20 protein-coding genes are annotated in these 26,136 nt (G+C 72.9%); 10 read left to right on the top strand and 10 right to left on the bottom strand.

What is annotated here, in order from left to right; genetic code table 11:
• Positions 1 to 8 precede the first annotated feature (8 nt).
• The 7 genes from ACJ9NR_RS00540 to ACJ9NR_RS00510 are packed head-to-tail and all read right to left on the bottom strand — an operon-like array spanning position 9 to position 8,879.
• Positions 9 to 1,031, bottom strand: a complete 1,023-nt coding sequence (locus ACJ9NR_RS00540; RefSeq protein WP_412490398.1) for a beta-ketoacyl-ACP synthase III — start codon at positions 1,029 to 1,031, stop codon at positions 9 to 11.
• Positions 1,001 to 3,139: an AfsA-related hotdog domain-containing protein gene (locus ACJ9NR_RS00535; protein WP_412490399.1), complete on the bottom strand. Its 2,139-nt coding sequence runs from the start codon at positions 3,137 to 3,139 to the stop codon at positions 1,001 to 1,003. The genes ACJ9NR_RS00540 and ACJ9NR_RS00535 overlap by 31 nt, the downstream gene beginning before the upstream one ends.
• Positions 3,136 to 3,957 (bottom strand): HIT family protein, encoded by an 822-nt coding sequence (locus tag ACJ9NR_RS00530; RefSeq protein ID WP_412490400.1) that lies wholly within the window; start codon positions 3,955 to 3,957, stop codon positions 3,136 to 3,138. The genes ACJ9NR_RS00535 and ACJ9NR_RS00530 overlap by 4 nt, the downstream gene beginning before the upstream one ends.
• Positions 3,954 to 4,655, bottom strand: coding sequence for a DUF6182 family protein (locus tag ACJ9NR_RS00525; protein WP_412490401.1), 702 nt, complete (start codon positions 4,653 to 4,655; stop codon positions 3,954 to 3,956). Before ACJ9NR_RS00525 ends, ACJ9NR_RS00530 begins: the two co-directional genes overlap by 4 nt.
• Positions 4,652 to 5,305: a hypothetical protein gene (locus ACJ9NR_RS00520; RefSeq protein ID WP_412490402.1), complete on the bottom strand. Its 654-nt coding sequence runs from the start codon at positions 5,303 to 5,305 to the stop codon at positions 4,652 to 4,654. The genes ACJ9NR_RS00525 and ACJ9NR_RS00520 overlap by 4 nt, the downstream gene beginning before the upstream one ends.
• Positions 5,302 to 6,204 carry a UbiA prenyltransferase family protein gene (locus ACJ9NR_RS00515; RefSeq protein WP_412490403.1) on the bottom strand — a complete coding sequence of 301 codons (903 nt, stop codon included), beginning with the start codon at positions 6,202 to 6,204 and terminating at the stop codon, positions 5,302 to 5,304. The genes ACJ9NR_RS00520 and ACJ9NR_RS00515 overlap by 4 nt, the downstream gene beginning before the upstream one ends.
• Positions 6,204 to 8,879 (bottom strand): PEP/pyruvate-binding domain-containing protein, encoded by a 2,676-nt coding sequence (locus tag ACJ9NR_RS00510; protein WP_412490404.1) that lies wholly within the window; start codon positions 8,877 to 8,879, stop codon positions 6,204 to 6,206. The genes ACJ9NR_RS00515 and ACJ9NR_RS00510 overlap by 1 nt, the downstream gene beginning before the upstream one ends.
• Before the next feature lie 781 nt (positions 8,880 to 9,660).
• On the opposite strand from ACJ9NR_RS00510, the gene ACJ9NR_RS00505 reads away from it, so the two are divergent.
• The 7 genes from ACJ9NR_RS00505 to ACJ9NR_RS00475 all read left to right on the top strand — a co-directional run bounded on the left by ACJ9NR_RS00505 (position 9,661) and on the right by ACJ9NR_RS00475 (position 19,992).
• Positions 9,661 to 10,398, top strand: a complete 738-nt coding sequence (locus tag ACJ9NR_RS00505; RefSeq protein ID WP_412490544.1) for a DeoR/GlpR family DNA-binding transcription regulator — start codon at positions 9,661 to 9,663, stop codon at positions 10,396 to 10,398.
• A gap of 837 nt (positions 10,399 to 11,235) precedes the next feature.
• A complete protein-coding gene (locus tag ACJ9NR_RS00500) occupies positions 11,236 to 14,181 on the top strand; it encodes a helix-turn-helix transcriptional regulator (RefSeq protein ID WP_412490405.1) in 2,946 nt (981 codons plus the stop codon).
• Positions 14,182 to 14,310: 129 nt separating this feature from the next.
• Entirely contained in the window at positions 14,311 to 15,042 is a 732-nt protein-coding gene (locus ACJ9NR_RS00495) for a helix-turn-helix transcriptional regulator (RefSeq protein WP_412490406.1), read from the top strand.
• 145 nt (positions 15,043 to 15,187) lie between these two features.
• Positions 15,188 to 17,890: a helix-turn-helix transcriptional regulator gene (locus ACJ9NR_RS00490; RefSeq protein ID WP_412490407.1), complete on the top strand. Its 2,703-nt coding sequence runs from the start codon at positions 15,188 to 15,190 to the stop codon at positions 17,888 to 17,890.
• A 304-nt stretch (positions 17,891 to 18,194) separates the two neighbouring features.
• A complete protein-coding gene (locus ACJ9NR_RS00485; protein ID WP_412490408.1) occupies positions 18,195 to 18,383 on the top strand; it encodes a hypothetical protein in 189 nt (62 codons plus the stop codon).
• Entirely contained in the window at positions 18,380 to 19,033 is a 654-nt protein-coding gene (locus tag ACJ9NR_RS00480; RefSeq protein WP_412490409.1) for a cytochrome b N-terminal domain-containing protein, read from the top strand. The genes ACJ9NR_RS00485 and ACJ9NR_RS00480 overlap by 4 nt, the downstream gene beginning before the upstream one ends.
• On the top strand, positions 19,030 to 19,992 hold the full coding sequence (locus tag ACJ9NR_RS00475) for a hypothetical protein (protein ID WP_412490410.1): 963 nt from the start codon (positions 19,030 to 19,032) through the stop codon (positions 19,990 to 19,992). Before ACJ9NR_RS00480 ends, ACJ9NR_RS00475 begins: the two co-directional genes overlap by 4 nt.
• Positions 19,993 to 20,133: 141 nt before the next feature.
• Here ACJ9NR_RS00475 and ACJ9NR_RS00470 read toward each other — a convergent pair whose 3' ends face one another.
• Together ACJ9NR_RS00470 and ACJ9NR_RS00465 are read right to left on the bottom strand one after the other, a co-directional pair.
• The gene (locus tag ACJ9NR_RS00470; protein WP_412490411.1) at positions 20,134 to 20,517 is read right to left on the bottom strand and encodes a hypothetical protein; all 384 of its coding nucleotides are present in this window, start codon (positions 20,515 to 20,517) and stop codon (positions 20,134 to 20,136) included.
• Positions 20,514 to 20,720 carry a hypothetical protein gene (locus tag ACJ9NR_RS00465; RefSeq protein WP_412490412.1) on the bottom strand — a complete coding sequence of 69 codons (207 nt, stop codon included), beginning with the start codon at positions 20,718 to 20,720 and terminating at the stop codon, positions 20,514 to 20,516. The genes ACJ9NR_RS00470 and ACJ9NR_RS00465 overlap by 4 nt, the downstream gene beginning before the upstream one ends.
• A gap of 839 nt (positions 20,721 to 21,559) precedes the next feature.
• On the opposite strand from ACJ9NR_RS00465, the gene ACJ9NR_RS00460 reads away from it, so the two are divergent.
• The 3 genes from ACJ9NR_RS00460 (at position 21,560) to ACJ9NR_RS00450 (ending at position 25,652) form a co-directional block, all read left to right on the top strand.
• Positions 21,560 to 22,396 carry an alpha/beta hydrolase gene (locus ACJ9NR_RS00460; protein ID WP_412490545.1) on the top strand — a complete coding sequence of 279 codons (837 nt, stop codon included), beginning with the start codon at positions 21,560 to 21,562 and terminating at the stop codon, positions 22,394 to 22,396.
• 194 nt (positions 22,397 to 22,590) lie between these two features.
• Entirely contained in the window at positions 22,591 to 22,821 is a 231-nt protein-coding gene (locus ACJ9NR_RS00455; RefSeq protein WP_412490413.1) for a hypothetical protein, read from the top strand.
• A 170-nt stretch (positions 22,822 to 22,991) separates the two neighbouring features.
• Positions 22,992 to 25,652 (top strand): NACHT domain-containing protein, encoded by a 2,661-nt coding sequence (locus tag ACJ9NR_RS00450; RefSeq protein ID WP_412490414.1) that lies wholly within the window; start codon positions 22,992 to 22,994, stop codon positions 25,650 to 25,652.
• Between the two features lie 170 nt (positions 25,653 to 25,822).
• Here ACJ9NR_RS00450 and ACJ9NR_RS00445 read toward each other — a convergent pair whose 3' ends face one another.
• Positions 25,823 to 26,071: a hypothetical protein gene (locus ACJ9NR_RS00445; protein ID WP_412490415.1), complete on the bottom strand. Its 249-nt coding sequence runs from the start codon at positions 26,069 to 26,071 to the stop codon at positions 25,823 to 25,825.
• Positions 26,072 to 26,136 lie beyond the last annotated feature (65 nt).

The following is a 26,136-nucleotide window of genomic DNA, read 5'->3' as shown; positions in this document are numbered from 1 at the left end:
GGTTCTCCTCACGGGGTCGCGGTGATGGGGGCGGTCGGCTCCAGAGCGGGCCAGACCAGTGCGGCCGAGCCCCAGGTCAGCCCGCCGCCGAAGCCGGAGAGCAGAACGCGGTCGCCGGGCCGCAAGCCGCCGCGGGCCGCCGCGTCGGCCAGCGCCAGCGGGATGGAGGCGGCGGCGGTGTTGCCGACCCGGCCGATATTGCAGACGAACCGTTCCCGGGGGACGCCGAGCCTGCGCGCGACCGCGGCCAGGATCCGCTCGTTGGCCTGGTGCAGCACGAAGCGGTCGACACCGGAGACGTCCCAGCCGACCCGGGCGGCCGTCCGGGCGACCGACTCCGCCATCCGCTGCACCGCACGGCTGAACAACCGGGGACCGTCCATCACGAGGTAGCAGTCCTCGCTCTTGATCCCCTCCCCGCTGGAGCGCTGCCGGGACCCGCCGCCGGGCACGACGAGCAACCCGTGTTCGCTGCCGTCACTGCCGAGGTCGAAGCCGCCGATCACGCCGGGTTCCGCTGTCCTGCCGGCCCGCAGCACCACGGCGCCCGCGCCGTCGCCGAACACCGACCGGGTCGTGCGGTCGTCCGGGTCGACGACGGTGCTGAACGCGTCGGCTCCGGCCACCAGCACCGTGCCCGTGACACCGGCGGCGAGCAGGCCCGCGCCGGCCGCGAGCCCGTAGACGAAACCGGAGCAGACCGCGCCGATGTCGAAGGCCGGGATCGGGCCGAGCCCGAGCGCCGCGGCGATCTGCGGGGCGGTCGGCGGGCAGGGCTGGTCCGGGGTGGCCGTCGCGAGCACGAGCGCATCGACCGGCCCGGCACCGTAGGAGTGCAGTGCGCGGCGGCAGGCCTCGACCGCCAGGTCCCCCGTGGACTGCCCGGGGGCCACGAGATGACGGTGGCTGATGCCGGTGCGTGTCCTGATCCACTCGTCGTCCAGACGCAGGTGGCGGGCGAGTTCGGCGTTGCCGACGGCGTCGCCGGGCACCCAGCCGCCTAGCCCGGCAAGGACGGCTGCCGCGCCCATGGCGGTCTCCTTCCGTGTCCGTCCTCCGCGGCCGGGCCCGGCGCGGTGAGCCCGAGGGCGATCCCGATCTCTGCGATGCGGGTCCCGCCCTGGACGACCCGCACACGTGCCGGCTCCTCGGCGGAGGGGGTGTGCAGCTCGATCGGAGCGTCCAGTTCGGCATACGCCGAGAACGAGGCGCTCATCGCGGTCATCACGGTCCGGTCGGGCGGCTTGCCGTGGTACCGATCGGCGACCACGGCGGCCAGTTGGCGGGCCGCCTCGACGAGGACGGTTCCGGGAACGTGGTCCTGCGCATGGTCGAACAGGCTGATGTTGCCGGTCGGCAGGCGCAGGCGCGCGGTGCTCGCGGCGGGGGTGGTGGACAGGTCCAGCAGCAGCGTGTCATCCGGCGATCCGCGCCCCACCCAACGCGGTGGCACCGGCTCGCCGGTCTGCGGGGCAGGGTCGGGGCAGGAGGGCGGGGGAGCCTCCCGGCCGCGGGAGCGCAGCAGCGTGTAGGCCGGGCGCGAGACGTAGCCGACCTCGATCCGTGCGCGCGCGATCGGCCGCCCGGCGGCCCAGAGGTCGAAGTCCTGCACCAGGCCGCGGGCCGCGCCGCCGACCGTCCGCAGCCCGCGTGTCCGCGCGCCGATCGTCAGCCGCACCGGCGTGTCCCGCCCCGGCCGAGGGGCGAGCGCCTCGGGCAGCAGCGACAGCGACCAGCTCTTGAGGACGAAGGCCGCGTCGGGCTCGACGCCGTAGAACCGGTGCGCCGCGTAGGTCTCCGCCTGCCGGCAGCACTCCAGCAGCAGCATCGGGTCGAGCCGGCGGTTGGCCTCGCCGGTGTGCGCGGTGTAGTGCGGGTGCGCGACCGGCAGCAGCGCCGCCGCGGTGAACCGGCGCACCGGTGGGCGGCCGCCGGGTCGTGCGTCGGTCAGGAAGACCTCGGAGGCGTTGCGGCGGTGCACGGCCTGGAGCGGCACGCTGCCGGAGAAGCCGAGCCCGGCATCCGCCGGTTCGGTCGCGGTCACCACGTGCAGCAGTTCGTCCAGCGGCACGTCGCTCTCACGGCGCAGCAGCGTCGTCATGATCTGATACGGGTCGGCGTACCCCCGGGCGCCGGCCTGCGCGCCGAGGTGGCCGCCGAGCTCGGCGGGCGGTGCCGAGGGGTCACCGGAGCACCGGTCCAGCAGCCGTGCCGCGCGGCGCACCCAGCGGCGCAGCCGGGCCGGGGAGAACGACTGGCGCGCCGTGCGGCCGAGCTCGGCGATGAGGTACAGCCGCAGCCCGAGGCGGAAGGCGTCCGGCCCGTGTGCGTCGACGAGCGGCGCGGCGATCGCACTGAGCGTGTACCCCTGCCAGCCGCCGTGCCGCGTCGAGCGGGCGACGCCGTCGATGGCCACCCGCGGCACCTCGAAGCGGGTGACCTTCGCTCCGAGCACGGTGAGGATCGCGGCGACGGTCCGGTAGTCGGCGCGCAACTCGGTGTCGTGCGCCAGCACCACGAGGTCGTGGGCGGCCGCCTGCGGGATCAGCTCACGCAGGAGCGGCAGCAGGTAGTTGGGCCGGCCGTCGGCGCCCACCACGACCCGTAGCGGCAGGCCTTCGCCGGTGGCGTCGAGGTACACCGGCGCGCCCAGCGCACGGCCGTCGACGCACAGTCCGTGCTCGGCCAGCAGCGCCAGCACGTCCTCGGCGTCCAGCAACGGCGGCCCGTCCCGGCCCATCACCGGATCGAGCATCCCGAGGGTGCGGTAGTGCCCGGCCCAGATGTCGAGCAGCCGGGTGCTGACCGGATGCGGTCCGCCGGCTCGTGGACCGCGGTCGACGACGTCGGCGGCGTCCGTGCGGTGATACGTCGTGTAGAGCTCGCCGATCTCCTCCTCCGTGGCGTCCGCGTACTCCCGCCCGGGAAAGCGGTCATCCAGGTAGGACCAGAATCCGGTGACCTGGTGACTGCCGTCGAAGGTGGCATGCCGGTAGAGGAAGGTGACCTCCGCGAACGTGGCGGTGGCGCGGCGCAGCACGTCGAGTGAGAGCAGGTACTTGAGATGCGTCGGGGTCAGCGGCTTGGTCGGGCTCACCGTCACCGGCGCGACCAGGACGCGGGGGCGGGCGCCGGTCACGTCGTGGCCTCGCCGTCGGCGGGGTCCTCGGCGGAGTGCTCCGCGTCGAGCGCGGCACGCACCTTGTGGATGACCTCCTCGGCCTCCGACGGTGTGCAGTGGCCGGGTTCGGCGATGAAGGTCCGGCCCTCGGTCGCTCCGGGCACGCGGGGCACCATCCACAGGTGGAAGTGCTCGGTGCCCTCCATGCAGGAGAACAGGTGCACGCGCGGGGCACCGGTGGCCTGCTTGAGCGGTTCGGTCAGCCGGTGGATCAGCGGTCCGAGGGAGGCCGCCTCGTCGGCGGCGAAGTCGGCGTAGTCGAGGAAGTGCCGCCGGGACTCGATCAGCAGCGTCCCGGCGGGCCAGTACGGGGTGGGCCCGTGCCCGACCCTCCACAGGTCGTCATCGATCAGATGCCCGCCCGGGGGGACGGGGAACCCGGCCCACGGGGGGACGGGGTTGCCCGCGTACTTCGCACAGATCAGGCAGGTGCGCTCGCCCGGCGTACGGCCGCTCAGCAGGCGGCTGAACGGGTCGGGGACGCGGGCCAGCGGTTCGAGCTGGGCATGCCGCAGGTACCAGGCGTCGAGCTGTGCGGCGGTGGCGGCCGGGTCGGCCACATGGGTCGTCGTGCCCTCGGCCGCGCCGAGATAGCCGGCGATCGACGCGCGCAGTGTCGGCACCTCGGAGTCCAGCAGCGCCTCGAGCCGGTCGGCGAGGGTGGCGACGCCCGGGGTGACCGAGGCGAGCCGGAAGGCGTCGGACAGCTTCTGCAGTTGGGCGGAGAGGGCCAGCCGTGCCAGGTCCGAGGCGGAGAAGTCCTGGAAATCCTTCATGGCGCATCCTGAGGGTCGGGGGCGAGCCAGGTGAACAGACGCAGCCGCGCGGTGTCGGCATCGGGATGGTGCACGCGGGCGTAGGCGGGTTCGCCGACCGCCACGGCGGGCTCGATGTCGGGTCGGTGGTGCAGCCGGAGTGCGTCGTCGGCGCCGAGCCTGCCGCTGAGTACGGCCTCGGCGAGGGTGTGGTGCAGATGGACCAGGTAGTCGACGAGTGAGAGGCCCCGCGTCGCGACGTACAGCGCTCGTGGCGTGCCGTGTCCGGGGATGGAGAGCGTCGGCGGCAGCGTGGGCGGCGTGCCGGTCAGCGGCTTGAGCAGCCGGGCCCGGCCCGGTGTGTGGTCCGGCGGGTACAGGCCGAGCCAGGCGCAGCTGCCGCCCGGGCCGATGACCCGGACCGGCGTACGCCCCGTCAGGTTGGCCGGGTTGCCGAACAGGAACCTGGTGGCGGTCCAGGTCCGGCGCCAGCGCGCCGCTTCCCGCGCATCGAGTCCGGCGGCGAACGCCCGGGCGCCGGCGACCACGTCGGGCAGGTCGAACCGGCACAGCACGACCAGGGCGACGCGGTCGTCGTCGGTCAGCTCGGCCGGGCTCACCGTCTCGCGGCCGACCCAGGCGGCGCGCTGCGCGAACAGCGCGGCGAGCCGGTGTTCGAGCGCGGTCGCCTGGGGCGTCTCCGACGTCGGTGCCGTCATCCGGCCATCACCGGCTCGACCGTGCGGCGGATGGCCGAGACCAGTGCCTCGGGTGTGCGGCGGCCGTCGATGTCGACCACCGGGACGTCCCGCAGCTCGGCCAGCACGGCCGCGCGCAGGTCGCGTTGCAGCCGGACGAAGCCGACCTGCTCGGGCCGGGCGCCATAGTGCTCGAACGGGTTGACGCGTGCGCCGTGGCCGCTGCGCTGCCAGGCGAGCCTCGGCGGCACGTCGAGCCAGAACGCGCCCGCCGGCTGCGGGAAGGAGCGCCAGATGTCGAAGGTCGGCTGGTGGCTCACCCCCAGCAGCGTGCACTTGGCCAGCAGCTTGTAGTAGTACGAGTCGACGATCACCGGCCCGTTCCCGCTCGCGCGGGTCAGCTCGTCGCGCAGGTGCAGCACGATCGGGTGCAGCGTGGCGAGCACCAGTTCGCTCGTGTAGCGCTTGCCGCACCACACGAAGGCGTCGTCGACCCACAGCTCGCGCAGGGTCCTGATGAGCGGATGGGCGCCGAGGTAGGCGTCGTCGTAGGAGACCACGCGCCACCCGTGTTCGCGGTGCAGCAGCTCCAGCACGGTCGACTTGCCCGCTCCGTCCGGCCCGACCAGGGTCCAGAAATCGGGTGCCGGCCGTCCCGGCCCGGTACTCACAGCCAGGCTCCCTTCGCCAGCCAGCCGACGAGGAGGTAGCCGGCGTAGGTGGTCGGGACGAACGCGATGGTCGGCCCGGCCGGCCAGCGCGTCGCCCCACGGGCGAACCTCAGCGCACACGCCGCCGGAACGAGCGGCGGGACGAGGACCAGCCAGCCCCACGCGTCGGCGCCGGAGGCCCACGGACGCAGCGCCCCGAGCACCACGGCCGCGCCGGCCAGGGCGCAGCCGACCGCGAGTGCAGAGGTGAGCGCCGGGCCGAGAACCGCGGAGTAGGTGTGCTCGCCCGGCCGCGGCGCCCGGTTCGCCTTGCGGCCGAACTCGAGACAGGCGGCGGCCAGCGTGGCCGCGGCGACGGCGACCAGTCCGGCCCGGTCCGGTCGCTGTCCGGTCGAGGTGAGGAAGCCGGCGTAGACGTAGCAGCTGAGCAGGGCCTGGATGGGCAGGTTCACCGCGAGGTGCAGGAACACCCGCCGCGGCGGCGGCCAGTGCAGTCGGCGGTCGGCGGCGATCACGAGGAACGCGTAGCCCAGCTGGAGAGCCAGGGCGGCCAGGGCGGCCGGCCGCCCGGCGTTCAGCAGCAGCACGACGGCCGTGCCCGCCGCGATCATGACGGTCAGGTCTCGCTCGCGGACCCGGCCGGCGGGCAGCGGCCGGCTCGGATGGTGCGCCCTGTCGTAGTCGTGGTCGCGGATGTCGTCGAGGGCGCGCAGCATCAGCATGTCGAGGACGAGGGTGATCCCGGTGACCGCGAGCCAGGCGTCCGGGCGCCACTGTGCTATCACGCCGGTCAGGCAAGCCAGTTGCACGGTCAGGCCGACCGCCCAGAGCAGCATGTAGGGCAGGTGGATCCGCAGCGGGTACGCGTCGGCGACGTAGCGGACGAGCCGGCGGGTCATCACGGCCGCTCCAGCAGCCGGACGGTGCCGGCCGCGCCGTCGACCTCGACGAGGGCTCCGTCGGCGATCCGGCGGGTGGCCCCGGGGACCGCGACGACCGTCGGGATGCCGAGCAGCCGGCCGGTGATCGCCGTGTGCGAGAGCAGGGTGCCGCGTTCGACCACCAGGGCCGCCGCGGACATCATCAGGAAGAGCCAGCCGGGATCGGTCTCGCGCGCGATCAGCACCTGTCCGGCCGGGATGTCGGCCCCGACCGGGTCCAGCACGACCGCTGCCCGGCCCCGCACGGTGCCGGGGCTGGACGCGAGGCCGCGCAGCGCGTCGCCGGCGACGCCGGGTGGTGCGGCCCGCGCCGCCTCGGCCGTGCGCGGGACCTGGGCCAGGGCTGCCGGCAGCGGCAGGTCCGCGGGTGTCCGCAGCCGGGCCGGCAACGGTGCGAGCGCGCCGCACCGGGCCCGTTCGGCGGCCCGGACGGCCACGAGCGCGCGAAGGTCCGCGCCGGGAAGCGTGCCGTCGATCGCGCCGAGCACCTCCTCCACGGTCAGATCGAGCACGTCCTCGGCGCGCTCGAGGCAGCCGGCCGCGGCGGCGTGCTCGCCGAGCCGCAGCAGCAGCGCGCGGGAGTCGCCGAACAGCTGGCTGCGACAGAACCGGGTGTCCTCACGGACCTTGAGCAGCGCCCGCATCGCCGCGTATCCGGCGGCGAGCACCGCGCGCTTGACCGGATTGCGGCAGTGGGCACGCAGCGTCCGTACGGCGTCGTCGCGGGTCCTGCGGGCCGTCGCGCGGATCTGCGCCACGCGCAGTCGCCGGTCGACGTACGTGCGGAGGGTGGTCAGCAGGAGCGGGGGCTCCTGGCGCGGCGTGCGCGTCTCCAGCTTGAGGTCGTGCAGGGTCCTGTCACCGAAGGCGCGCAGGTAGTGGGTGAAGGCCGGGCCGTGCGGGCCCGCGGCGATTCGCCGCCAGGCCGCGTCGGCGTCGGCGTCGCGCAGTTCGGCGGCCAGGCTCGGATCCTCGACGGCGCGTTCGGCGAGCGCCACCGCCGCCAGCACGGCTTGCGTCGACCGGTTGTCGCGGCCGCCGCAGAGCATGCCCGCGGTGACGGCCGCGGTGTCACCCTTCAGCCAGCGGCTCGCGAGATGTGTGGTGGCCGCCGTGGCCGCGAACAGGAAGACGCCGTTGACCAGGGTCACACCCCAGCGGCGCCCCACCTGCGCCCACAGCAGTCGGTAGGTGTCGGCCAGCTGCGCGGGTGAGCGGGTTCCGGTGTCCGCGAGCTCCGCGTGACAGGCGTCCCACCAGCGCAGGAAGCCGCGGACCCGGAGCGGATGCGCGGTGAGCCTGCGGAGGATTCCCGCGACGTCGAGTGCGCGCGTCACCGGTGCGGGCCGTGGACGCGTGTGCTCGGTGGCGGCCAGGCCGAGTGAACGCTCCCAGGTCGGCCACAGCGGCCGGAAGCAGCGCATCAGACCGTGCAGCCGGTACCAGCAGTCGAGGCGGTAGTAGATCCGGCCGTCGAGATGGCCGATCATGCGGGCGAGCAGGTGGGCGTTGCGGCGCAGCGTCCGCGCGGGCACGCCCATCCGCCGGTAGAGATCCCGGAAGCCCGTCTCGTAGAGCTGACGGGCCGCCGAGTAGGTGAGTGCGCTGCTGATCCCGGGGAAGCTCTCGGTGACGTTGTTGTTGTCCCACAGGGCCGTGTCCTGGTCCGGGGACGCCCCGGGGGCCGGCCCGCCCGGCCGGGCGATCTGCACCGGCCGGGACTGCACCAGGACGATCTCCCCGTCGGCGGTGATCGTGCCCTCGACGTCCTGGGGCGCGCCCAAGTGCTGCTCGGCCGCCGCCGCGAGTGCGGCTATCCGGCGCACCTCGTCATCGGTGAGCACGGACTCGGTGGCCTGACGCGGGGTGAGCGTGAGCGGGACGGGGCCCGCGTCCGGGCGGCCCGGGTCCCAGCCGACCGCGCGCCGTTTCAGGGTGAGCTCGGAGCCGACCGCGTCGGTGGCCGGGTCGTGGAAGTAGTGGTCCACGTCGGCCTTCTCCTGCACGACGCCCTCGCCGATGCCGTGGGCCGCCGCGACAACCGTGCGCCGCGCGCCGTCCCGGGGGTCCCGGGTGAAGGCGACGAACGAGCGCGCTCCCATCGCCATCCGCTGTACGGTCACCGCGACCCGGGCGGCGAACGGATCCAGGCCGCGCCGGATGCGGTAGGCGACTGCCTCCGCGTTGAAGGCCGAGGCCCAGCACTGCGCGACGCGGCGGGCGATGTCGTCCCGGCCGACGTAGAGGAAGCTGTCACCCAGCCCGGCGAACGGATCGGCGGCCGAATCCTCGCCGTCGCCACGGCCGCGGTTCGGCACCACACAGGAGCGCACCGCGACCAGTCCGGCGGAGCCGGCGAGTTCGGCGAACCGCCCGTCGAGCGCGGTGGTCAGCGGCGTGGGCAGTGCCGTGTGCGCCAGTCGCTCGCGCAGCTGGGCCGCTCTGGCCAGGGGGTCGTCGGCCGGGTCGTGCAGCAGCCGTCCGAGAGTCGGGTCCGCGGCCACCACATGGTCGAACACGGAGGCCGGCACGCACACGAGTGGCGGCACCGCGATCCCGGCGAGGGCCAGTTCGACCTGACTCGCCGCCTTCCGCCCGACCAGCTCCGGGTTCCGCAGGGCGGGACCGGACACGATCAGCCGGGCGGGCCCGGCTTCCGCTCGCCCCCGGTCGTCGTCCCGCCGCCGCGGAGCGGTCGGGCCTGCCCCGTCCGGTCCCGGCCCGGACGGGTGCGCGCCCATGTCAGGCCACGGACGTGGTGGGGGAGCTGCGGAGCTGAGCGCTCGCTTCGACACCTGGCTTCCCCTCGTGTTCACCGCGACATCGGCGTCCGCGGTCCCGGTCTTGGCTGCCCGGCCAAGCTAGAAGCGGGTGACTGTGCGTTTCCCCAGTACTGGGGGTGCGCTCTTGAGGAGGCCGTCCGGCCCAGGCGGGCCGGCGGGGCGATCTCGAAGTCGTAACCATCTCGTGGATGTACGCCTCCCGCCGGCCGGACCGTGGAGGATCCGTAGCGGCCACGGGCCGGAGAGCGGCGGCCCCGCGCGGGCAGGCTGTCGACCGGTTCTCGCGTCGCCGGCCTCACCGGCCTCACCGCGCCACGGCAGATGCCCCTGTCGTACGCACAAGGGGCCGGCGAGCCCCTGTCGTCACGTGCCGGAAATCATTGAACGTTGGATGTTATGGGTTCGGTCGGAACTCGGTCATCTTCAAGACGCCATCTGGGCACTGCGGGCACCAATGCGGGCAAGGTCGGTCATTTGCGTTACTCGAACGAGATATTTCCAGTATTGCGGCTGCTCATGGCGCGGATAAAACTGAGGCCTTCCGGGCAACAACGGACGTGAAACCGCATGAATGCGGTACTCGTTTGTGAAAGGAGCGTTACGCGACGTGTATGTGATCGAACGTCGTCAGATGCTCCTCGAACGCGCGCGACGCACCGGTCGGGTGAATGTCGCACAGGTCTCGGAAGAACTCCATCTCGCGGCGGAGACGATTCGCCGGGACCTGAAGGATCTCGAACGGCAGGGACTGGTGCGCCGGGTCTACGGCGGCGCGGTCGCGGTGGAGCGCCTGAGCTTCGAGAGCGCCCTGTCGGTGCGTTCGACCAGGCGGCAGGCGCAGAAGAACCGGATCGCCGCGTCCGCGGTGACCTTCGTCAAGGAGGCCGAGTCCGTATACATCGATGAGGGTTTCCTGCCGTCGCTGGTCGCCCATCAGCTGCCGGCCGACCGGCCGCTGACGGTGGTGACCTCCTCGCTGGTCACCGCCCAGGCCCTGGTCGAGCGCCCGGAGATCACCGTTCTCGTGGTCGGCGGGCGGGTGCGCGCGGAAACCGTGGCGAACGTGGATCACTGGGCGGTGGCGATGCTCGACACCCTCGTGCTCGACCTCGCGTTCATGGGTGGCAACGGCATGAGTATCGAGCGCGGTGTGACGGTGCCGGACGGTGCCGTGGCCGCGGTGAAATCCGCGGCGATGCGCGTATCCCGGCGCAGGATTCTGATAGCGGACAGTTCGAAGTACGGCATGGATTCCTTTGTCCGATTTGCACAACTCGACGATTTCGAACGACTGGTCACGGATGACGGATTGCCCATGGACCAGGCGGCCCTCCTGCATGAGCACGGCGTCGACGTGACCCGCGCCTGACGAAGGAGGCGGGCGGTCGACTCGCGGCCGACCGCCCCACATCCCGCGCGAGCGCAGGCTCCGGCCGAAGAGCCTGTGACCGTGCCCTTCCCGACGACGCAGACACGCATCCGGTGAGGACGCAGCCCACGACAGGAGGAACACGGGGATGGGTTTGACACACGGGACTCGGTCCGGTCACCGGTGGGCCGTGGCCGCCGGGTGCAGGGCGCTGCCGGCGGCCTCGGAGAGTGCTTACGCGCATTCCTTGCTGTCACCGCCGCCGGGGCCGACCTGAGGTATCGCCGTCGACGTGGCCGCGCTCCCGGCCCCCGCCTCGGCGAGCCCCGGCGCGGCCGCCGGACGTGGGCGCGGAACGTGCGGCACATCGCATCGCCCACCGCCCGAGAGCCGGGGGACGCGGATGCCACAGGAGGTCGGACCGAACACTCTTCGGGACCGGTGACACCGGACGGGGAAGTGAGCCCGGTCGTGCTCGAAGGCCGGCCCGGCGCCGCCCGCGGTCCGACCCCGCGCGGCTCGAGCGCACGGCCGGCCGGGGGGAAGGCAAGCAACACCGGGGGCGAGGCAAGCAACACCGGGGGCAAGGCAAGCAACGAGGAACTGACCATGGCGTATCCGCACATCGACCCCCAGGACACGGCCCGCAGCCGGCTGAAGCAGGACGGTGCGGCCGCCCCGTCACCGCTCGCGCCGCCTCTGCCGGGCGACGGTCCCCCCGGCCCGACCGCGACGGCCACCGGGTCCGCGTCCGGCCCCGGGAGGCGAGGCCGTCCATACGATCGGTGCGGGCCACCCGGCTCTGGGCGTGCCCGTGGACGAGCCGGGCGTGACCAGGTGCGCGGAGGCCGGGCGAGACCGCTGGAGCGCGACCCGGAACTGCGCGCCCTCGAGCGGGCGCTCGGCTCCGCCGCAGAGCGGCAGGGCGGCTTCGCCGTCATCACCGGGGCGCCCGGCTGCGGGCGCTCGGCCCTGCTCGACGCACTCTGCGCGGGCCCCGCCGTCGCCGGGTTCACGGTGCTGCGCGCTGCCTGCTCGGCCGCGGAGCAGGGCTTCGCCTTCGGCGTCGTCCAGCAACTCTTCCAGCCGCTGCTCGGTGCCCGCTCCGCCGCACGCGTCGACGCCCTGTTCACCGGCTCCGCCGCCGTCTCCCGGACAGTGCTGGTCGACGACCCCTGGTTCGAGGGACACACGACCGACGAGTCCGTGCTGCACGCCCTGCACGCGCTGCTGCTAAGGCTGAGCTCGGAGCGCGCCGTGCTGCTGGTCGTCGACGATGTGCAATGGGCTGACACCGCCTCGCTGACCTGGCTCGTCTATCTGGCGAAGCGGCTGAGCAAGGCCAGGGTGCTCGTTCTGTGCGCGGTCACCTCACAGCCCGCTGACGACGACACGGCGGCGGATCCCGCCGACGACCCGGCCGAGCGCGGGGCCCTGCGGGAGCTGCTCGACGCGGCGGGCGTCGTGCTCGAGCCGAGTCCGCTCTCGGCCGCCGCCGTGCGGCACATGCTCGGTTCGGCGGCGACGGACGATCTGGTCCGGGTCTGCTGCGAGATCACCGGGGGCCGTCCGGCAGCCGTGGCCGCCGTGGCGTCGGCGGTGCACGCGCTCTCTCCGGCGCCCGGGGATCCCGCGGACCTGCGCGACCACTGCCAACGATCGCTGCTCGGGTGGCGGCAGGCGGGCCTCGCCTCGGCGCCGGCGAAGGCCCGGCGGCTCGCGGACGCGCTGGCCGTGCTCGGCGGACACGCTGATGCGCACATCCTGCGCGAGCTCGCGCAGCTCGACGAGATCGAGTACGCGGCGGCGCTGCGCGCGCTCCACGGACTGGGCCTGCTCGCGGACACGGCGCCGGTGCGGTTCGTGCACCCGAGCCTGCCCGCCGCGCTCTACGCCGCGATGCCCCGGGGCGACCGGGAACGTCTGCACGGCGCCGCCGCACGGCTGCTGTACGCCGCCGGGCAACCGGACGAGATCGTCGTCGAACACCTGCCGCCGGCCGGCAGACCGCTGGACCGCTGGGCCGTGGGCGTGCTGCGCTCGGCGGCGGTGCGTGCCGCCGAGAGCGGCGCGGCGGGTCGGGCCTTCCAGCTGCTGCGCACCGCCATGGTCCACGGCCCCGCCGACCGGCAGCTGCGCGCCCAGCTGCTCACCGAGCTCGCGGCCGCCGAACGCGACACCGACCCGCTCTCCTGTGTCGAGCGCGTCCGCACGGCGCTGCCCCACCTGGAGCCGGGTCCCGAACGGGTCGGCGCCGCGCTGCTGCTGCCTCCGATCCTCGCCGCGAGCATGCCGCCGGTCCTCGCCACGAGCGTGCCGCCCGTCGGCGACCTGATCAGGCGCGTGCGCGACGAACTGGCAGCGAGCGACCGGGCCGTATTGCACCGCGGTCCGGGGCTCCGGCTCGAGGCGCGCGTGCGGGCGCTGACGCTGTTCGGCGACGTCGGCCCCCTCCAGGCGCGCCCGAGCCCGCCGCCGTCCGCGGCCGCGGACGAACCCGGGGCGGCTCGGCCCGGCGAGCGCGTGCGCGAACTGCTGCGCTCGGGCTCGGCGGACACCGGCCCCGGCCGCGAACTGCTCGCCGTGCTCGCCTGGGAGGCGGTGCTCACCGGCGAACTGCCGGCGGCCGACGTCGCGGCCCTGTGCGACCGTGTGGTGCAGGGCGAACCGGCCGATCCGACGCATGTGCACACCTCCTTGCCCCTCCTGGTCGCCGCCGCCGTGGCCGCCGACGCCGCCGATTCCGTCGACGCCGTGGGACGCTGGGTGGAGCGGGCCGTCGCCGCGGCCCGGCCGGACGGATCGGCCGGCGTGCGTGCCTGCCTCGCGGCCGAGCAGGTGGTCGTGCTGGCCGGCCACGGCCGGCTGGAACGCGCCCGCAAGCTCGGCCTGGACCTGCTCGAGACGACCGGCCCGGAATGGCCGGCCACCCGGATCCTGACCGTCTCGGCCCTGGTCTCGGTCGCGCTGCAGACCCAGGACGTCGGGCTCGCCCGACGGCTGCTGAACCGGCCGCTGCTGCTCGGCGACCGGCGCACCCGGGCTGCGTACCAGCTGCTGCGCGGCATGCTCAGCGCCGCCTCCGGGGACCTGGCCGGGGCGCTGGACACCTTCCTCGGAGCCGGCCGCGACCTGGCCCGGACCGGGTGGACGGACACCGGCTGCCTGCCCTGGCGGGTCTGGGCGGCGATGGTCTGCGTCCGGCTGGACGAGCGCGACCGGGCCCTGGAACTGGCCGAGGACGAACTGCGCGATGCCCGCGCCTGGGGCGGCCCGAACCCGCTCGGGCGCGCGCTGCGGCTGCTCGGCATGCTCACCCCGGGGGAGGCGGGTCTCGGCCTGCTGCGCGAGGCCGTCGACGTGCACCGGCGCTCGGCCAACCGGCTCGAACTCGCCCGCAGCGCCACCGTGCTCGGCCGTGCCCTGCGCACCGCGGGGCTGCCGGGCGCCGAGCAGCTGCTGGCCACCGGGGAGCGGATCGCCCGCGACTGTGACGCCTCCTGGCTCGAGGGGACTTCGGACAGCGAGCTCGTCGGGCCGGTGCCGCGGCTGCTGCGCGCGGGACGGGACCGGCTCAGCCGGGCCGAGGGCGCCGTCGTCGACCTCGTCCAGCGCGGACTGAACAACGCCCGGATCGCCGAGGAGCTCAATGTCACCCGGCGGGCGGTCGAGAAACACCTCACGAACGTCTATCGGAAACTCGGTGTCACCGGACGCGCCGCCCTGATATCCGAACTCGCCCCCGCGGCACCGAACCTCGAACCGCAAGGCGGACCGCACTGACCGAACCGATTCCCGTGAATCACGTAGTGATTTTCGACGCCCATAGGTCCCAGGAGGCTCACTTCATAGCATTTCTCAACAGCTGAGCACGGTGACGGCTCAGCGTTAAAGTCGAGGGGCCGATTTCGCATGGATGATGATTTCTGGGCGCGCGCCGACGATCCGGGCCATTCCCTGGCGACCAGGAAGCCGGGCCGCGACGGCGGTGTGTTCCCCACCTTCTTCGACCAGTCCGGGATGCGTGCGGCGCTGCTGGACGACAAGCTGCGCGTCGTCGAGGCAAGCGTCGACTTCGTGCGGGACCTGGACCGCTCGGTGGAGCAGATGCGCGGCCGGTACCTGCCCGAGCTGCTGCATCCGAGCGTGCGCACGCAGGTCGTCGAGCAGCTGCACCGGCTGCTCGACGGGCAGCGCACCCGCTTCGTCGAGTGGGTGCTGGCGCTGCGTTCGGACGGCGCGGCCTTCAACGGGGAGCTGATCGGCCTCGCGGTCTGCGGGGACACCGGCGGCGTCGAGGGGCTGATGGCGCTGCTGCGGCCGGAGAAGCCGGAGCACGAGGAGCACGAGGGGAGCGAGGCGACCGAGGAGAACGACGGGCGCGGCGTCGTCGTCGCGGGAGACGAGAAACTGCTGTCGCAGATGGAGGCACGGATCCTGGAGGGCGTGGCGGCGGGCGCGTCCACGGTGCAGTTAGCGGGGCTGCTGTTCCTCAGCTGCGGCGGTGTGGAATACCACCTCACGGCCCTGCTGCGCAGCATGAAGGTCCGCAACCGCTCCGCGCTGGTCTCCAAGGCGTACTCGATGGGCCTGTTCTGTGTCGGCTCCTGGCCGCCCCGGGTGCTTCCCCAATACGTGGCATGAGGGCCAGAGGCACGGCTTACGCGGCGGCAGGGGGTACCGGCACGGTGGTCGGACGACCGGGGTGCTGCCATTCCCGGCTCGATCCGGGGGCCGGTGACGAGGACCGTAGGACCATGCGCGAGGTGTCGCCCTGAGTGGAGCATCGATGCTTGACGAGTCAACCGAGACGGCTGTCCTCTTAGGACGTGATCACGAACGTGATCGGCTGCGCACCCGGATAGAGGACCTCGTCGCCCGGCGGCGATCCGCGTCGCTGATTCTGCGCGGGCCTCGGGGGAGCGGGCTGAGCGCTCTGCTGGAGGCGGCCGTCGCGGACGCGGCCGACGCCGGAGCGGACGTCGCGTACGCGACGTGCTCGCCCTCCGAGTCGTCCCTGCCCTTCGGCATGGTGCTGCAGCTCGCCGCCTCGGTGGCCGACGGCGAAGAGTGCGGCGACGGCTCGCTCACCCGACCGCTGCGCGCCGGCCCGGCCGGGCGCCACTCGTCGCTCGCCACGGTCGCGGGGCTCTGCGCCGCGTTCCTCGCGGCCGCCCGCCGCCGACCGCTGCTGATCGCCGTCGACGACGCGCACTGGGCCGACCCGGACTCCCGTGCCTGGTTGCGGGCAATGAGCAGCCGGTCGAATCAGGCCCCGATCCTGCTGCTGTGCGCCACCGTCCTGCCCTGCGCGGAGCTGGCGAACGTCGAGGAACTGCCGGTGCGCCCGCTGCCGGAGGACGCGTTGTGCCGCCTGGCCGGCACCTGGTGTCGTGGTGGGCCGGGCGAACACCCGCGCGTGCGGAGCCTCGCGGAGGCTTCCGGGGGGCTTCCGGCCGTGCTGCGGGCCATGGGGAACCGCCTCACGCGCGGAGCGCCACCGACCGGGGACACGACGGCGATGGCGGATCTGGCCGCGCAGGTCGTCGCGCGGCGCGCGGGTCCGGTGCTCGACGGGCTGTCGGCCGACGCACTCCGCCTCGCCCGCGCGATGGCGGCATGCGGCCGGGCGGGCGGCTTCGAGCTGGCCACCATGCTGGCCGCCCCGCTCGACGGCTCCTGGCGCACCGCGCTCGACGAACTCGTCTGCCTCGGACTGGCCCGGCACGATCCGGCTCCCGCGCTCGTCGACGGCGTCGCGGTGCGGGTGCTCGGCGCGATGGCCGCCGCGGATCGCTCCCGACTGGCCTGCCGCGCCGCCGAACTGGGCCGGCACAGCGCGATTGCGGACGAGCGGCTCGCCGAGCTGGTGGTGCGGGCGCCGGAGCTGAGCACCCGGTGGAGCGGCGAGCTGCTGCGCCAGGTCGCCGCGCGGCGCCGAGCCGAGGGTGATGCCGCCGCGGCGGCGACGCTGCTCATGCGCGCGCTGCGCGACGACGCCCCGGCGCAGCGGCCCCGGCTGCTGACCGAGCTGGCGCTGGCCGAGGTCGCCGACCGGCCGCAGGCCAGCGATCTGCGGCTGCGCGAGGTGCTGGCCGAGGCTCCGCCGGAGACCGCGCTCGGCGAGCTGGTCCGGGCGGCCGACCTGCTGCTGTGCCGGGGCGACGCGCGCACCGCGCACCGATCGATCGCCTCGGCCTGCCGCCGCCGCACGGGTGCGGACGTGATCGCGTTGGGCGCGATCGGGTGGATCGCGGCCGAGGACAGCGACACCGATCCGGTGCTGCCGGTCGCGCCGCTGCCGGAGCTGGACGGCCTGCCCGCCGACTGCACGCCCGGGCCTGCGGCCGACCCGGTCGTGGAGCCGGTCGTCGCGGGGGTGATCGCCTGGCGGCTCGCCGCGCAGGGTCGCCGGCGTGATCTGGTCCGGTCCGTCGCGTCGCGGGCGCTGCACGCGCCCGGGACCTCGCTGCCCTTCCTGCCCAGGCTCCGCGTCTGCCGGGCGCTGCTGCTCGCCGGTGAGTTCGACGCGGCGCTGCGCGGCCTCGACCGGGTGCACCTCGACGCGCGCCAGGCCGGGGCCGGCATGCCCGCCGCCCTGGCCCGGCTCTGGCGGGCGGAGTGCGAACTGGCCCGGGGCCGGCCCGCGTTGGCCGCGGAGGAACTCGCGGCGGCCCGGCGCGAGCTGCCGCCCGAGGCCTGGCATCCACGGCTGCTGCCGTGGCTGCTCGCCCTCGAGGCCCGCGGGCATCTCGCCGCGGGCGATGCCGAGGCCGCCGAGCGGGTACTGGAGGCGGACCTGCCGCCCGCCGCGACCGAGGGCACGGCCTGGGCGCACTTCGAACAGGCGCGCGGTGACCTGCGCCTGGCACTGGCCGCCCCGGCGGCGGCCCTGCCGCACTTCCTCGCCTGCGGGCGAGCACTGACCAGCCGCGGGATGACCAATCCGGCGCTGTGCGACTGGCGGTCGACGGCGGCCGAGGCCCACGCGCAGCGCGGCGAGCGTGCCGCCGCCCTGGCCCTGATCCGCGACGCGGCCGACCGGGCCAGGACCTGGGGTGAGCCGCTCACGGCGCGCCGGGTGCACCTGCTCGCCGTGCGCAGCGGCTGCGGCGGCGTCACCCGCGATCTGGCCGGAACCGGCGCACCCCCCGACGCCGTGGGAGACGACGGCCGGCAGCGCGACGATCGGCAGTGCGACAGCCGGCAGCGCGACCCCCGGAAGCCGGCCGGCGGGGCGGCGCGGCTGTCCGAGGACGAGGAGCGCATCGCGAAGCTCGCGGCGGCCGGCTGGTCCAACGCCGACATCGCCCGCTTCCTCGCGGTCAGCACCCGCACGGTCGAGGCCCGCCTCACCGCGATCTACCGGCGGCTGGCACTCACCGGGCGCAAGCAACTCGCCGGTCTGTTCCCGCCCGCCCGGGCGGTCGGCCCGCGGCGGGACGACGGTGCCGGACACGCGCGGACCGGCCCGACCGAGCAGGACGGCTAGACGAGGGCCCGGCCCCGAAACCGGCCGCGGGCTGAGCAGAGGGCCGCCTGCTGCGGCGTTGGGCGGCGGGCGGCGGTCAGCAGGGCCTGGCGGCCTGCGCTCAGGCGCCGCCATCGGGCGCCGGAAAGGGAGACGGGGCTGCTGCCGTTGACTGGTGAACGAATAGCCGGGCACTCCTGAGCCCCGGAGCTCTGCCAGGGGCGTTCGGCCGGCTGATTGAGTCGTTTGGCCCATGGCTTGGGCGGGGTGGCGGGGTGAGTGTTTTACGAGGCGTTCCACCCCCAATGGTGAGGGGACTCGGCTCATGACAGTGCATTCGTCTTCCGGTGGGGGTCTCCTCGGCGCGCCCATCGATCTCAACGGGACCGGGCACTACGTGCACTGGGGCGTCATACAGGTGTCCGTGGCCAATCTCGTGGTCGTCGGGGTGATGCTGGTCGTCTTCGTGGCGGCACTGCTCCTGCCCTTCCCGCGAGGGCGGAACCGGCGATGAGCGGGGTGCCGGAGACCGGCGGAGGGTGGACCGGAGCGGTACGGCGCAGGTCGGTGCGGGCATTGCCCCCGGAGAAGCTGCTGCCGGACGCGCAGCCCGCGTACATGGCGTCATGGATCTACGTCTTCGGTGTGCTCACCCTTGCCGCGCTGATCGTCGTCCTGGTCACCGGCGGGGTGCTGGCCCTGGAGGGGCCCGCCTGGTGGCATGTCTCGGGGACCGGCAAGTACGTGAACAGCCTGCACCTGTGGAGCGTCGAGCTGTTCATGGCCTTCATGGTCATCCATCTGTGGGGCAAGTTCTTCATGGCCGCCTGGCGCGGTCGCAGGGCGCTGACCTGGATCATCGGCGCGGTGTGCTTCTTCGCCTCGATCGGTACGGCCTTCACCGGCTATCTGGTCCAGCAGAACTTCGACTCCCAGTGGATCGCGGGGCAGGCGAAGGACGGCCTCAACTCGGTCGGCATCGGCGCCTTCTTCAATGTGCTCGACTTCGGCCAGATGCTGATGTGGCACATCGTCCTGCTGCCGCTCGTCCTGGTCCTGCTGACCTTCTGGCACCTTCTGCTGGTCCGCCTGCGCGGGATCGTGCCGCCGATCGACGCCACCGATCCTGCCGAGGACGGCACTGCTCAGGAGGCGGCGCGATGAAGAGACGTACGCGCAAGGCCGCCGCCGTGCCCGACTCGGGCGCCTTCCCGACGAGGCCGTACGACCTGGTCAAGGAGTTCACGATCGCGCTGGTCGTGGTCGCGCTGCTCACCGTGGGCCTGGCCGCCGTCTTCTCGTCGCCCGACGTCAAGCCGGTGACTCTGGCCTCCTGGTCGAGGGCGGACGGCGCCGACTTCAGGGCGACGGCGGTGTCCGAGCTCGGCGGCACCAGCAGCACCGCCGAGTACGGGGCGCCGTACAACCACACGCCGGGCGCGGCGCAGAAGCTGGGCCCGGTCGGGCTGCAGAGCGCCGCGGGGGTCCGTATCCCGGTGGACACGGCCAACGACTTCGTGCTGCGGCCGCTGCGCAACGCCCCGGAGCCGCCCGCGGTCGGCGCGGCCCTCGCCGCCTGGGACGGAGCTTCGGCGGCCCGGCACGCGGCATGGACCTCGGCCTACTCCGACGCTCTGGCCAAGGCCAACGGCGGCACCCCGGGCCAGGGCGACTACGGCCCCGCCCCTGTCCTCGTCTCGCGCCTTCTCCAGCTGGCGCGCGGTGGCGCGCTGGACGGTCAGCTCCAGGCGGAGGGCAAGTTCTACGGGACCGACTACACCCGCCCGCTGCTCTTCCTCTCCGACGGTTCCTATCTCGAGTCCCTCGCCCGCGCCGACCATCTCGGCGGTGACCAGTGGGGGATGATGAACGAGACCGGGAACTACCCGGGCCAGGCGTGGCTGTGGCTGTACACCTTCTGGTACCAGATCGACCCCTTCAAGTCCTCCGGCAACGCCGACGCCCTGATCTGGGGTCTGATGGCCCTGCTCAGCCTGGTCCTGCTGTTGGTCCCCTTCATCCCCGGCGTGCGCTCGATACCGCGCTGGACCCGGGTGCACCGGCTGATCTGGCGCACGTACTACCGCGAACAGGCCGCGCAACGGGGCCCGCGGGAGGAGTAGGCCCAAAAGACAAGTGTGTTGGCCGCCAGGACCACGTCCGGCTTGGCGCGGGGTCGTCCTCGCGGTCGAGGAACGCGCAGTCGGGCCACGGCGTATGGAGGTTCCTGGACCCGATGCGCAGGTCTGAGATCTGCGGGTGTGTCACACGGCGCGCCACGACTCCAGGCGCTGCGCGACGGCACGCAGGTCGGAGTCCAGCGCGCGGATCGACTGAGCGAGTTCGAACAGATCGTCGTCCTTGGCCTGGAGGGGCTCGCCAGAGACGTGCATGTACTGGCTGGCGCAGGCCCAGCCGATGACCAGGTTGTAGTCGGCGAAGGGGCGCAGCAGCAGCGCGGTGTGCAGGAAGGTCGCGGCCCGGGAAGCGGTCTCCTCGTAGTACAGGACGCCGCGCTCTCGCTCGAACTGGTGCCGGCTGGCCATGAAGCCGAGGGCTCCCCAGTCCGTGATGGGCACGTTCAGGGGGGAGATCGCCGACTGGATCTGCAGGACCCAGCCGACGTCGACGCGGATGATCGGGCTCACCGCTGCCCGGCGGGGAAGCGGGCTTCGACGCCGGGCAGCACCCGTTCGGCCTCCGCGACCGCCCCGTCCACGAACGTGATCCGGTCGGCTTCGTCGACCGTGACATCGTGCACGTGCTGCTTCAGGCTCCGGCCGGTCAGCGCCGCCCTCGCGCGCAGCCGCGCCATCTCGTCATCGGTGAATTCCACGTTGAGTGCAGGCATGACCGAACAGTACCGCCTCCGGTACCGGGTGCGGTACCGGAGGGAAGCGGCCTCACGGTGGTGCAGCCGTGGCGCCCGCTTAATGATCTTGCCTGTACCTGCTGTTGCTCAGTTGGACTGGGCAGTGCGTTGGTTTCGCGGAGGCGGACCGAGGGTTCGCGGACCGGTGGTGCGCAGGTGCACCGCAGGGGGCTGCGGCCCGGTTGATCGGTGACGCGGTCGGCTCCCCGGTCAGCGGCACGCTCCGTAACGCCCCTGCGGTCACAGCTCTTCCTCCCGTGCCCGTTCCTGCTGAGCCGAAGCCCAGTACTGTCATCGGTGAAGCCGGATGAGCTAGGGCGGCGACCAGGCCGGGAAGCTGGACGGACTCTCGGTCTTCGGTACTGGTGACAGCAAGGCCGCCGAATGAGCATCTGTGACAACAGAAGCCGAATGCCTCGTTGGCGCCACAACGCCGCCTCACCCCGTCCTTCCGGCCAGCCGACCTGACGGCCGTGCTGCGCGCTGGTGCGGTGGCCGCCGTGGTGGGCATCGTTCTGCTGCTCACCAGGAGAGCGGATCCGTCCGGGGCTCAGGCCGCTGCGGCCCTGGCTGCCTCCGGCGGACGCGGCCAGCTGGGCTGGGAGCCCACACGGGGTCTGGACGAACAGGCGGGGCGCTACGGCTGGAGCGTCCACCCCCTCCTTCGGCAGTCGGCTCGCGGTTGCCCCTTGCGTGATCGGCGACGAGCCTCCATTATCAGGAATCCTGATACTTTAAGTTTGTAGCGATGGGGTCCAGTCATGTCATTCAAGGCCACAATCCAGGCCAGAGGGGTTCAGCTGCTGCTCGGCCGAATGATGAGCCGCGTGCACAAGGATCTGCGCTTCACCGACATCCCGAAGCGCGCGGAATCCATCCGGGTGGAGACCGGCGCCGGACTGGTGACGTGCACCGTCTACCGCCCGTCGGCCGCCGCCGCACCCCCTGCCCCCGTGTACGTCAACTTCCACGGCGGCGGGTTCGTGATCGCCCGCCCCCGGCAGGACGACCACATCTGCCGCTACATAGCCGCCACGGCCGGCTGTGTGGTGATCAACGTGGACTACGCCGTCGCCCCGCAGCGGCCGTACCCCGTACCCGTCACCCAGGCCTACGACGTCACCGCCTGGGTGGCCGAGAACGGCACCGCCAACAACTGGGACGGTTCGCGACTCGCCGTGGGCGGACACAGCGCCGGGGCCAACCTGACCGCCGCGGTCTGCCGCACCGCTCGGGACCGCCGCACCTTCACGCCCCGCCTCCAGATCATCGACTCGGCACCGCTCGACCAGCTCGCCGACCCGGCCACCAAGCAGTCACCCATCGTCAAGCCCCTGCTCACCCCTCAGCTCATGCGGATCTTCACCGCCGCCTACGTCTCCGATCCCGCCGACCTGGCCCATCCGCTGGTGTCGCCCGGACTGGCCGACGACCTCGCCGGGCTGCCGCCCGCCCTGGTCATCACCGCGGAGAACGACCGCCTGCGCGACGAGGGCGATGCGTACGCCAAGGCTCTGGAAGCTGCCGGCGTTCCGGTCACCCACCGTTGCTTCGAGGGTGTCGACCACTACTTCACCCACACTGGCCCGGTACCGGCCGGGAAGGAAGCCATCGATCTGATGGCCACCACCCTGCGCACGGCACTCACCGCCTGACCGTTGCCAGGGGCCGACAGTCCTTGTGCCAACACGCTGCCTTGGTGACACCTATCGTGCCTCGGCTCACCTGCTTCCTGCCCGGTCTCCGGCCCTGTCCGGCTACAGCTCGAACCGCAGGTCGACGATGTCGTTGAGTTCCCCTTCGAGGCCGTGGGCGCGCCGTCCGCCGTCGCGGCAAGGCGGGCATCCGGATGCCCGTCCACCATCTGTTCGGCCGCGCCGGTGCCGAGTGGCTCGCCCGCGCCGGCCTGCACGGCACCTACCGGCTGCGCGTCGACTCGCTGCCGCGGCTGATCGCTTTCCTCAGCGAAGAGATCGCGGCGGTGGAGAAGCAGACCTGCCGCCTGCTCTGTGATGAACCCGGCTACCGGGCAGTGCAGGCCATTGCGGGCACCGCCCTGTCCGGTCCGTTCGAGGCCTGATCCGTAACCCGGGTGAACCGGCCGGAGTGCCCGGTGCGCACAGCCTCCCGCCGCCGGTGCGGCCCGGGTGTTCCCGTGAGCGCCGCCCCACCCGATCCGGGTCCGTCGGTCACCTGGCGCCCGCAGGAGGCGCTCTTGAACGCCGCAGGGACACCTTTTAGGTTCGAACGATGGATCCCTCAAGCATCGGATTACGGATCTCGGCGAGCCTCGTGACGCCCCTGGTGAAGCGGCTCATCAGACAGGCCGGACCCGGCGCCGGGCTGGTGGACGAGCAGGTGCGTCTCTCCGGCCTCGTCTCCTTCCACGGGGAGAAACGCGATCTCGTCGAGGACGACCTGCGCCGGCTCACCGGAGAACTGGTGTCCCGGGCACGGCGCGCCACAGGACCGCGCGAGGGTTTCCCGGATGACGAGTACACGGCCGTGGTGGACGCCGTGACCAGGACCCTCTCCGGGCTGGGCGGACTCGACATGGACGACGTACAGGCGGTGGCGCTCGGCCCGGAAGGGTTCGTGCGCCGGCTGCGCCTGAGCACGCCGGACGCGTGCCAGCACCTGTCGGCGGACGCCACCTGGTTCCACGACCGGCTGGTGGAGACGGCCGGCGTACACATTCTGCACTTCTTCACCCAGCGGTCCACGTTCCTGGCCCGGACCGCCGTCGAACAGAGCCGACGCCTGGAGCAGGCGATGCGCCTGCTCGAGCAGCTGCCGTCGCCCGACGCGGCGGACCTGGCGTTCGAGACCGCGTACGTGGAGAGCCTCGTCCCACTGCACGGGCAGGTGACGATCGTCGGCGTCGACTTCGTGAACTCCCCGGGAAGCTGGTCGCTGGACGCCACGTATGTGCCGCTGGGGGCGGAGCCGACCGGCGAGGAGCCCTTCGAGCGTCGGCCCGGCGAGGCGCTGGGCGACAGCGCGACCGGCAGCACCGGCGGACCGGCCGCCGTCGGTGCGGCCGCCGGCCCGCCGCCCACCGTTCCCGTGGATCACGCGCTCGGCGGTGCGCCCCGCATCCTGGTGCGCGGAACCGCCGGATCCGGCAAGACGACGCTGATGCAGTGGCTGACCGTGCAGACGGCCGCCGACCGGCTGCCCGAGTCGCTGCGCCCGCTACGCGGTCTGGTGCCGTTCATGCTGCCGGTGCGGCGCTTCTCCGACCAGGACATGCCCTCACCCGCTGACTTCCTGTCGGCCTCCCACCACCCCATGGCGGGCTCGGAACCGGACGGCTGGGCGGTGCGGGTGCTGCGCTCGGGCCGGGCCCTGCTGCTGGTGGACGGAATCGACGAGGCCCCCGCCGGACGGCGGCAGCGGATCCGTGAGCAGATCGACCTGCTCCGGCGCACGTTCCCCGGTAATCGCTGGGTGGTCACCACCCGTCCCTCCGCGGTGCGCGAACAGTGGCTCACCGACCAGGAGTTCACCGAAATCACGCTCACGCCCATGAACCGCGACCAGGTCGCCCGCTTCATCCGCGCCTGGCACCGCGCAGCGGCAGGTGAGGCCGGCACCGACACCGCACGGCTGGCCGAGTACGAACGTCGCCTCCTCAACTCCGTACGCCTGATACGGGAATTACGCGGGCTGGCCACCAATCCGCTGATGTGCAGCCTGATCTGCGCGCTCAACCGTGACCGCAACGGAATCCTGCCGCGCGGCCGCAAAGCCCTCTACAAGGCGGCGCTCGCCATGCTCCTGGAGCGCCGCGACCCGGAACGAGAGGTGGACGCGGACGGGATCGTCATCGACCGGGAGGCCAAGGAACGTCTGCTGCAGAAACTGGCGCACTGGATGCTGCTCAACGACCTCACGGAGATGGACAGGACCACCGCCGTGGGCACGCTGGAGCGGTTCCTGCCGGCGATTCCCAGCGCGGGCAGCCAGGGCAGCGCGGAGGCGCTGTTCGAGCACCTGCTGCACCGCACCGGACTGCTGCGGATGCCGACACCGGGCTCCGTGGACTTCGTGCACCGCACCTTCCAGGACTACCTCAGCGCCAAGGAGGCGGTGGAACGGCACGACTTCCATTTCCTGGTCAACAACGCGCACCGCAGCGACTGGGACGAGGTGATCCGGATGGCGGTGTCGCTGGCACGGCCCGACGAGTGCGCACAGATGATGCAGGACTTGGTCTCCACACGCCCCGGGCTGACCGCGGCCCAGGCCAAGTACTGCAAGCTGCTGGCCTCCGCCTGCCTGGAACACGCCACGGAGATGAGCCCCGAGACCCGGGAGATGGTGCGCCGGCGCACCCGCTTCATCGCACAGCCGGACAACCTCGCCAGCGCCCGCACCCTGGGCTGGATCGGCCCGATCGCCCTCGAACTGCTTCCGGACCCGGAGAAGATCTCGGACCGCAAGGCCCTCCTCCTCGCCGCCACGGCGAGCGGCGTCCGCGACGATGCCGCCATCGACTACCTGGCCCGCTTGCGCGACCGCCGTTCCCTGGCCGTCCGCAACGAACTGGCAGCCGCCTGGCCCCGCTTCGACACCGAACGCTACGCCGCCGAGGTCATCGCCCACCTCGACCCCGAGGACCTCTACTTCACGGTCACCAGCCCCGAGGAGATGGCGGAGCTGCGCCGCCTGGGCGGGCGCGCCAGGATCCGCGTCACCGAACTCCTGCCGTCGGAGGAGCTCTTGTCAGGCCTGGTCCGATCGTGTCTCACTCATCTCTACCTCTTCGTCCACGACACGAGCAGCTCCTTGGACTGGCTGGCGGCCTTCCCCCACCTGACCACCCTCCGCCTGGGCCCCCACGCCGGCCTCGCCCAGGACCTCCCCGAGGGCATTCACGTACAACGCGACGCCGTGCGGGAGGCGTGAGGCTTGCGCAACGCCATCACTGCCGGAGCACGGTCCTCATCCCGGCAGGCGGGCGTCCACGACGTCAGAGCCAGGTGGTGGTGGCCGCCTGCGGCTTCACCCTGCCGGATCTTCTAGAACCCCCGAATCACGCGGAACGCGGGCCGATGTTTGCCGAAAGCACTTGATCGTCATAGGACCCGTCGGCCGCGCAGGTTGCGTACGACGAGGGTGCCCGCGCACAGGACGGTGACCGCGCCGCAGACCAGGTGCACCCAGGTGTCCGCGCCGTCGAAGGAGGCCACCATGTTGGCAAGCGCACTGATTACGACGGTGATCCAGAGCAGAGCGCGGAAGACGTCCCCGCGGGAGAGGGCGGGCGACGAGGTGCCGGGGGCGGTGTCGGCACTGGTCAGAGGGTGAGGATCGGTGTTCTGCATGGGGACTTCCTCTCGATGTCGGCTGCCGCACCGACGCTACGGAACACGGCCCCTCGCCGCCGATC

It is taken from the genome of Streptomyces sediminimaris, from assembly GCF_047049295.1.
Lineage (GTDB): Bacteria > Actinomycetota > Actinomycetes > Streptomycetales > Streptomycetaceae > Streptomyces > Streptomyces sediminimaris.
The sequence above is the reverse complement of the archived record's forward strand: the minus strand, read 5'-3'. Positions and strand labels throughout refer to the sequence as shown.

Bases quoted from the DNA above. Each gene is read 5' to 3' on its own strand.
- ACJ9NR_RS00540 (WP_412490398.1), bottom strand. From the start codon at position 1,031: ATGGGCGCGGCAGCCGTCCTTGCCGGGCTAGGCGGCTGGGTGCCCGGC.
- ACJ9NR_RS00530 (WP_412490400.1), bottom strand. From the start codon at position 3,957: ATGAAGGATTTCCAGGACTTCTCCGCCTCGGACCTGGCACGGCTGGCC.
- ACJ9NR_RS00525 (WP_412490401.1), bottom strand. From the start codon at position 4,655: ATGACGGCACCGACGTCGGAGACGCCCCAGGCGACCGCGCTCGAACAC.
- ACJ9NR_RS00515 (WP_412490403.1), bottom strand. From the start codon at position 6,204: ATGACCCGCCGGCTCGTCCGCTACGTCGCCGACGCGTACCCGCTGCGG.
- ACJ9NR_RS00505 (WP_412490544.1), top strand. From the start codon at position 9,661: ATGCTCCTCGAACGCGCGCGACGCACCGGTCGGGTGAATGTCGCACAG.
- ACJ9NR_RS00495 (WP_412490406.1), top strand. From the start codon at position 14,311: ATGGATGATGATTTCTGGGCGCGCGCCGACGATCCGGGCCATTCCCTG.
- ACJ9NR_RS00490 (WP_412490407.1), top strand. From the start codon at position 15,188: ATGCTTGACGAGTCAACCGAGACGGCTGTCCTCTTAGGACGTGATCAC.
- ACJ9NR_RS00485 (WP_412490408.1), top strand. From the start codon at position 18,195: ATGACAGTGCATTCGTCTTCCGGTGGGGGTCTCCTCGGCGCGCCCATC.
- ACJ9NR_RS00480 (WP_412490409.1), top strand. From the start codon at position 18,380: ATGAGCGGGGTGCCGGAGACCGGCGGAGGGTGGACCGGAGCGGTACGG.
- ACJ9NR_RS00475 (WP_412490410.1), top strand. From the start codon at position 19,030: ATGAAGAGACGTACGCGCAAGGCCGCCGCCGTGCCCGACTCGGGCGCC.
- ACJ9NR_RS00465 (WP_412490412.1), bottom strand. From the start codon at position 20,720: ATGCCTGCACTCAACGTGGAATTCACCGATGACGAGATGGCGCGGCTG.
- ACJ9NR_RS00460 (WP_412490545.1), top strand. From the start codon at position 21,560: ATGAGCCGCGTGCACAAGGATCTGCGCTTCACCGACATCCCGAAGCGC.
- ACJ9NR_RS00455 (WP_412490413.1), top strand. From the start codon at position 22,591: ATGCCCGTCCACCATCTGTTCGGCCGCGCCGGTGCCGAGTGGCTCGCC.
- ACJ9NR_RS00450 (WP_412490414.1), top strand. From the start codon at position 22,992: ATGGATCCCTCAAGCATCGGATTACGGATCTCGGCGAGCCTCGTGACG.
- ACJ9NR_RS00445 (WP_412490415.1), bottom strand. From the start codon at position 26,071: ATGCAGAACACCGATCCTCACCCTCTGACCAGTGCCGACACCGCCCCC.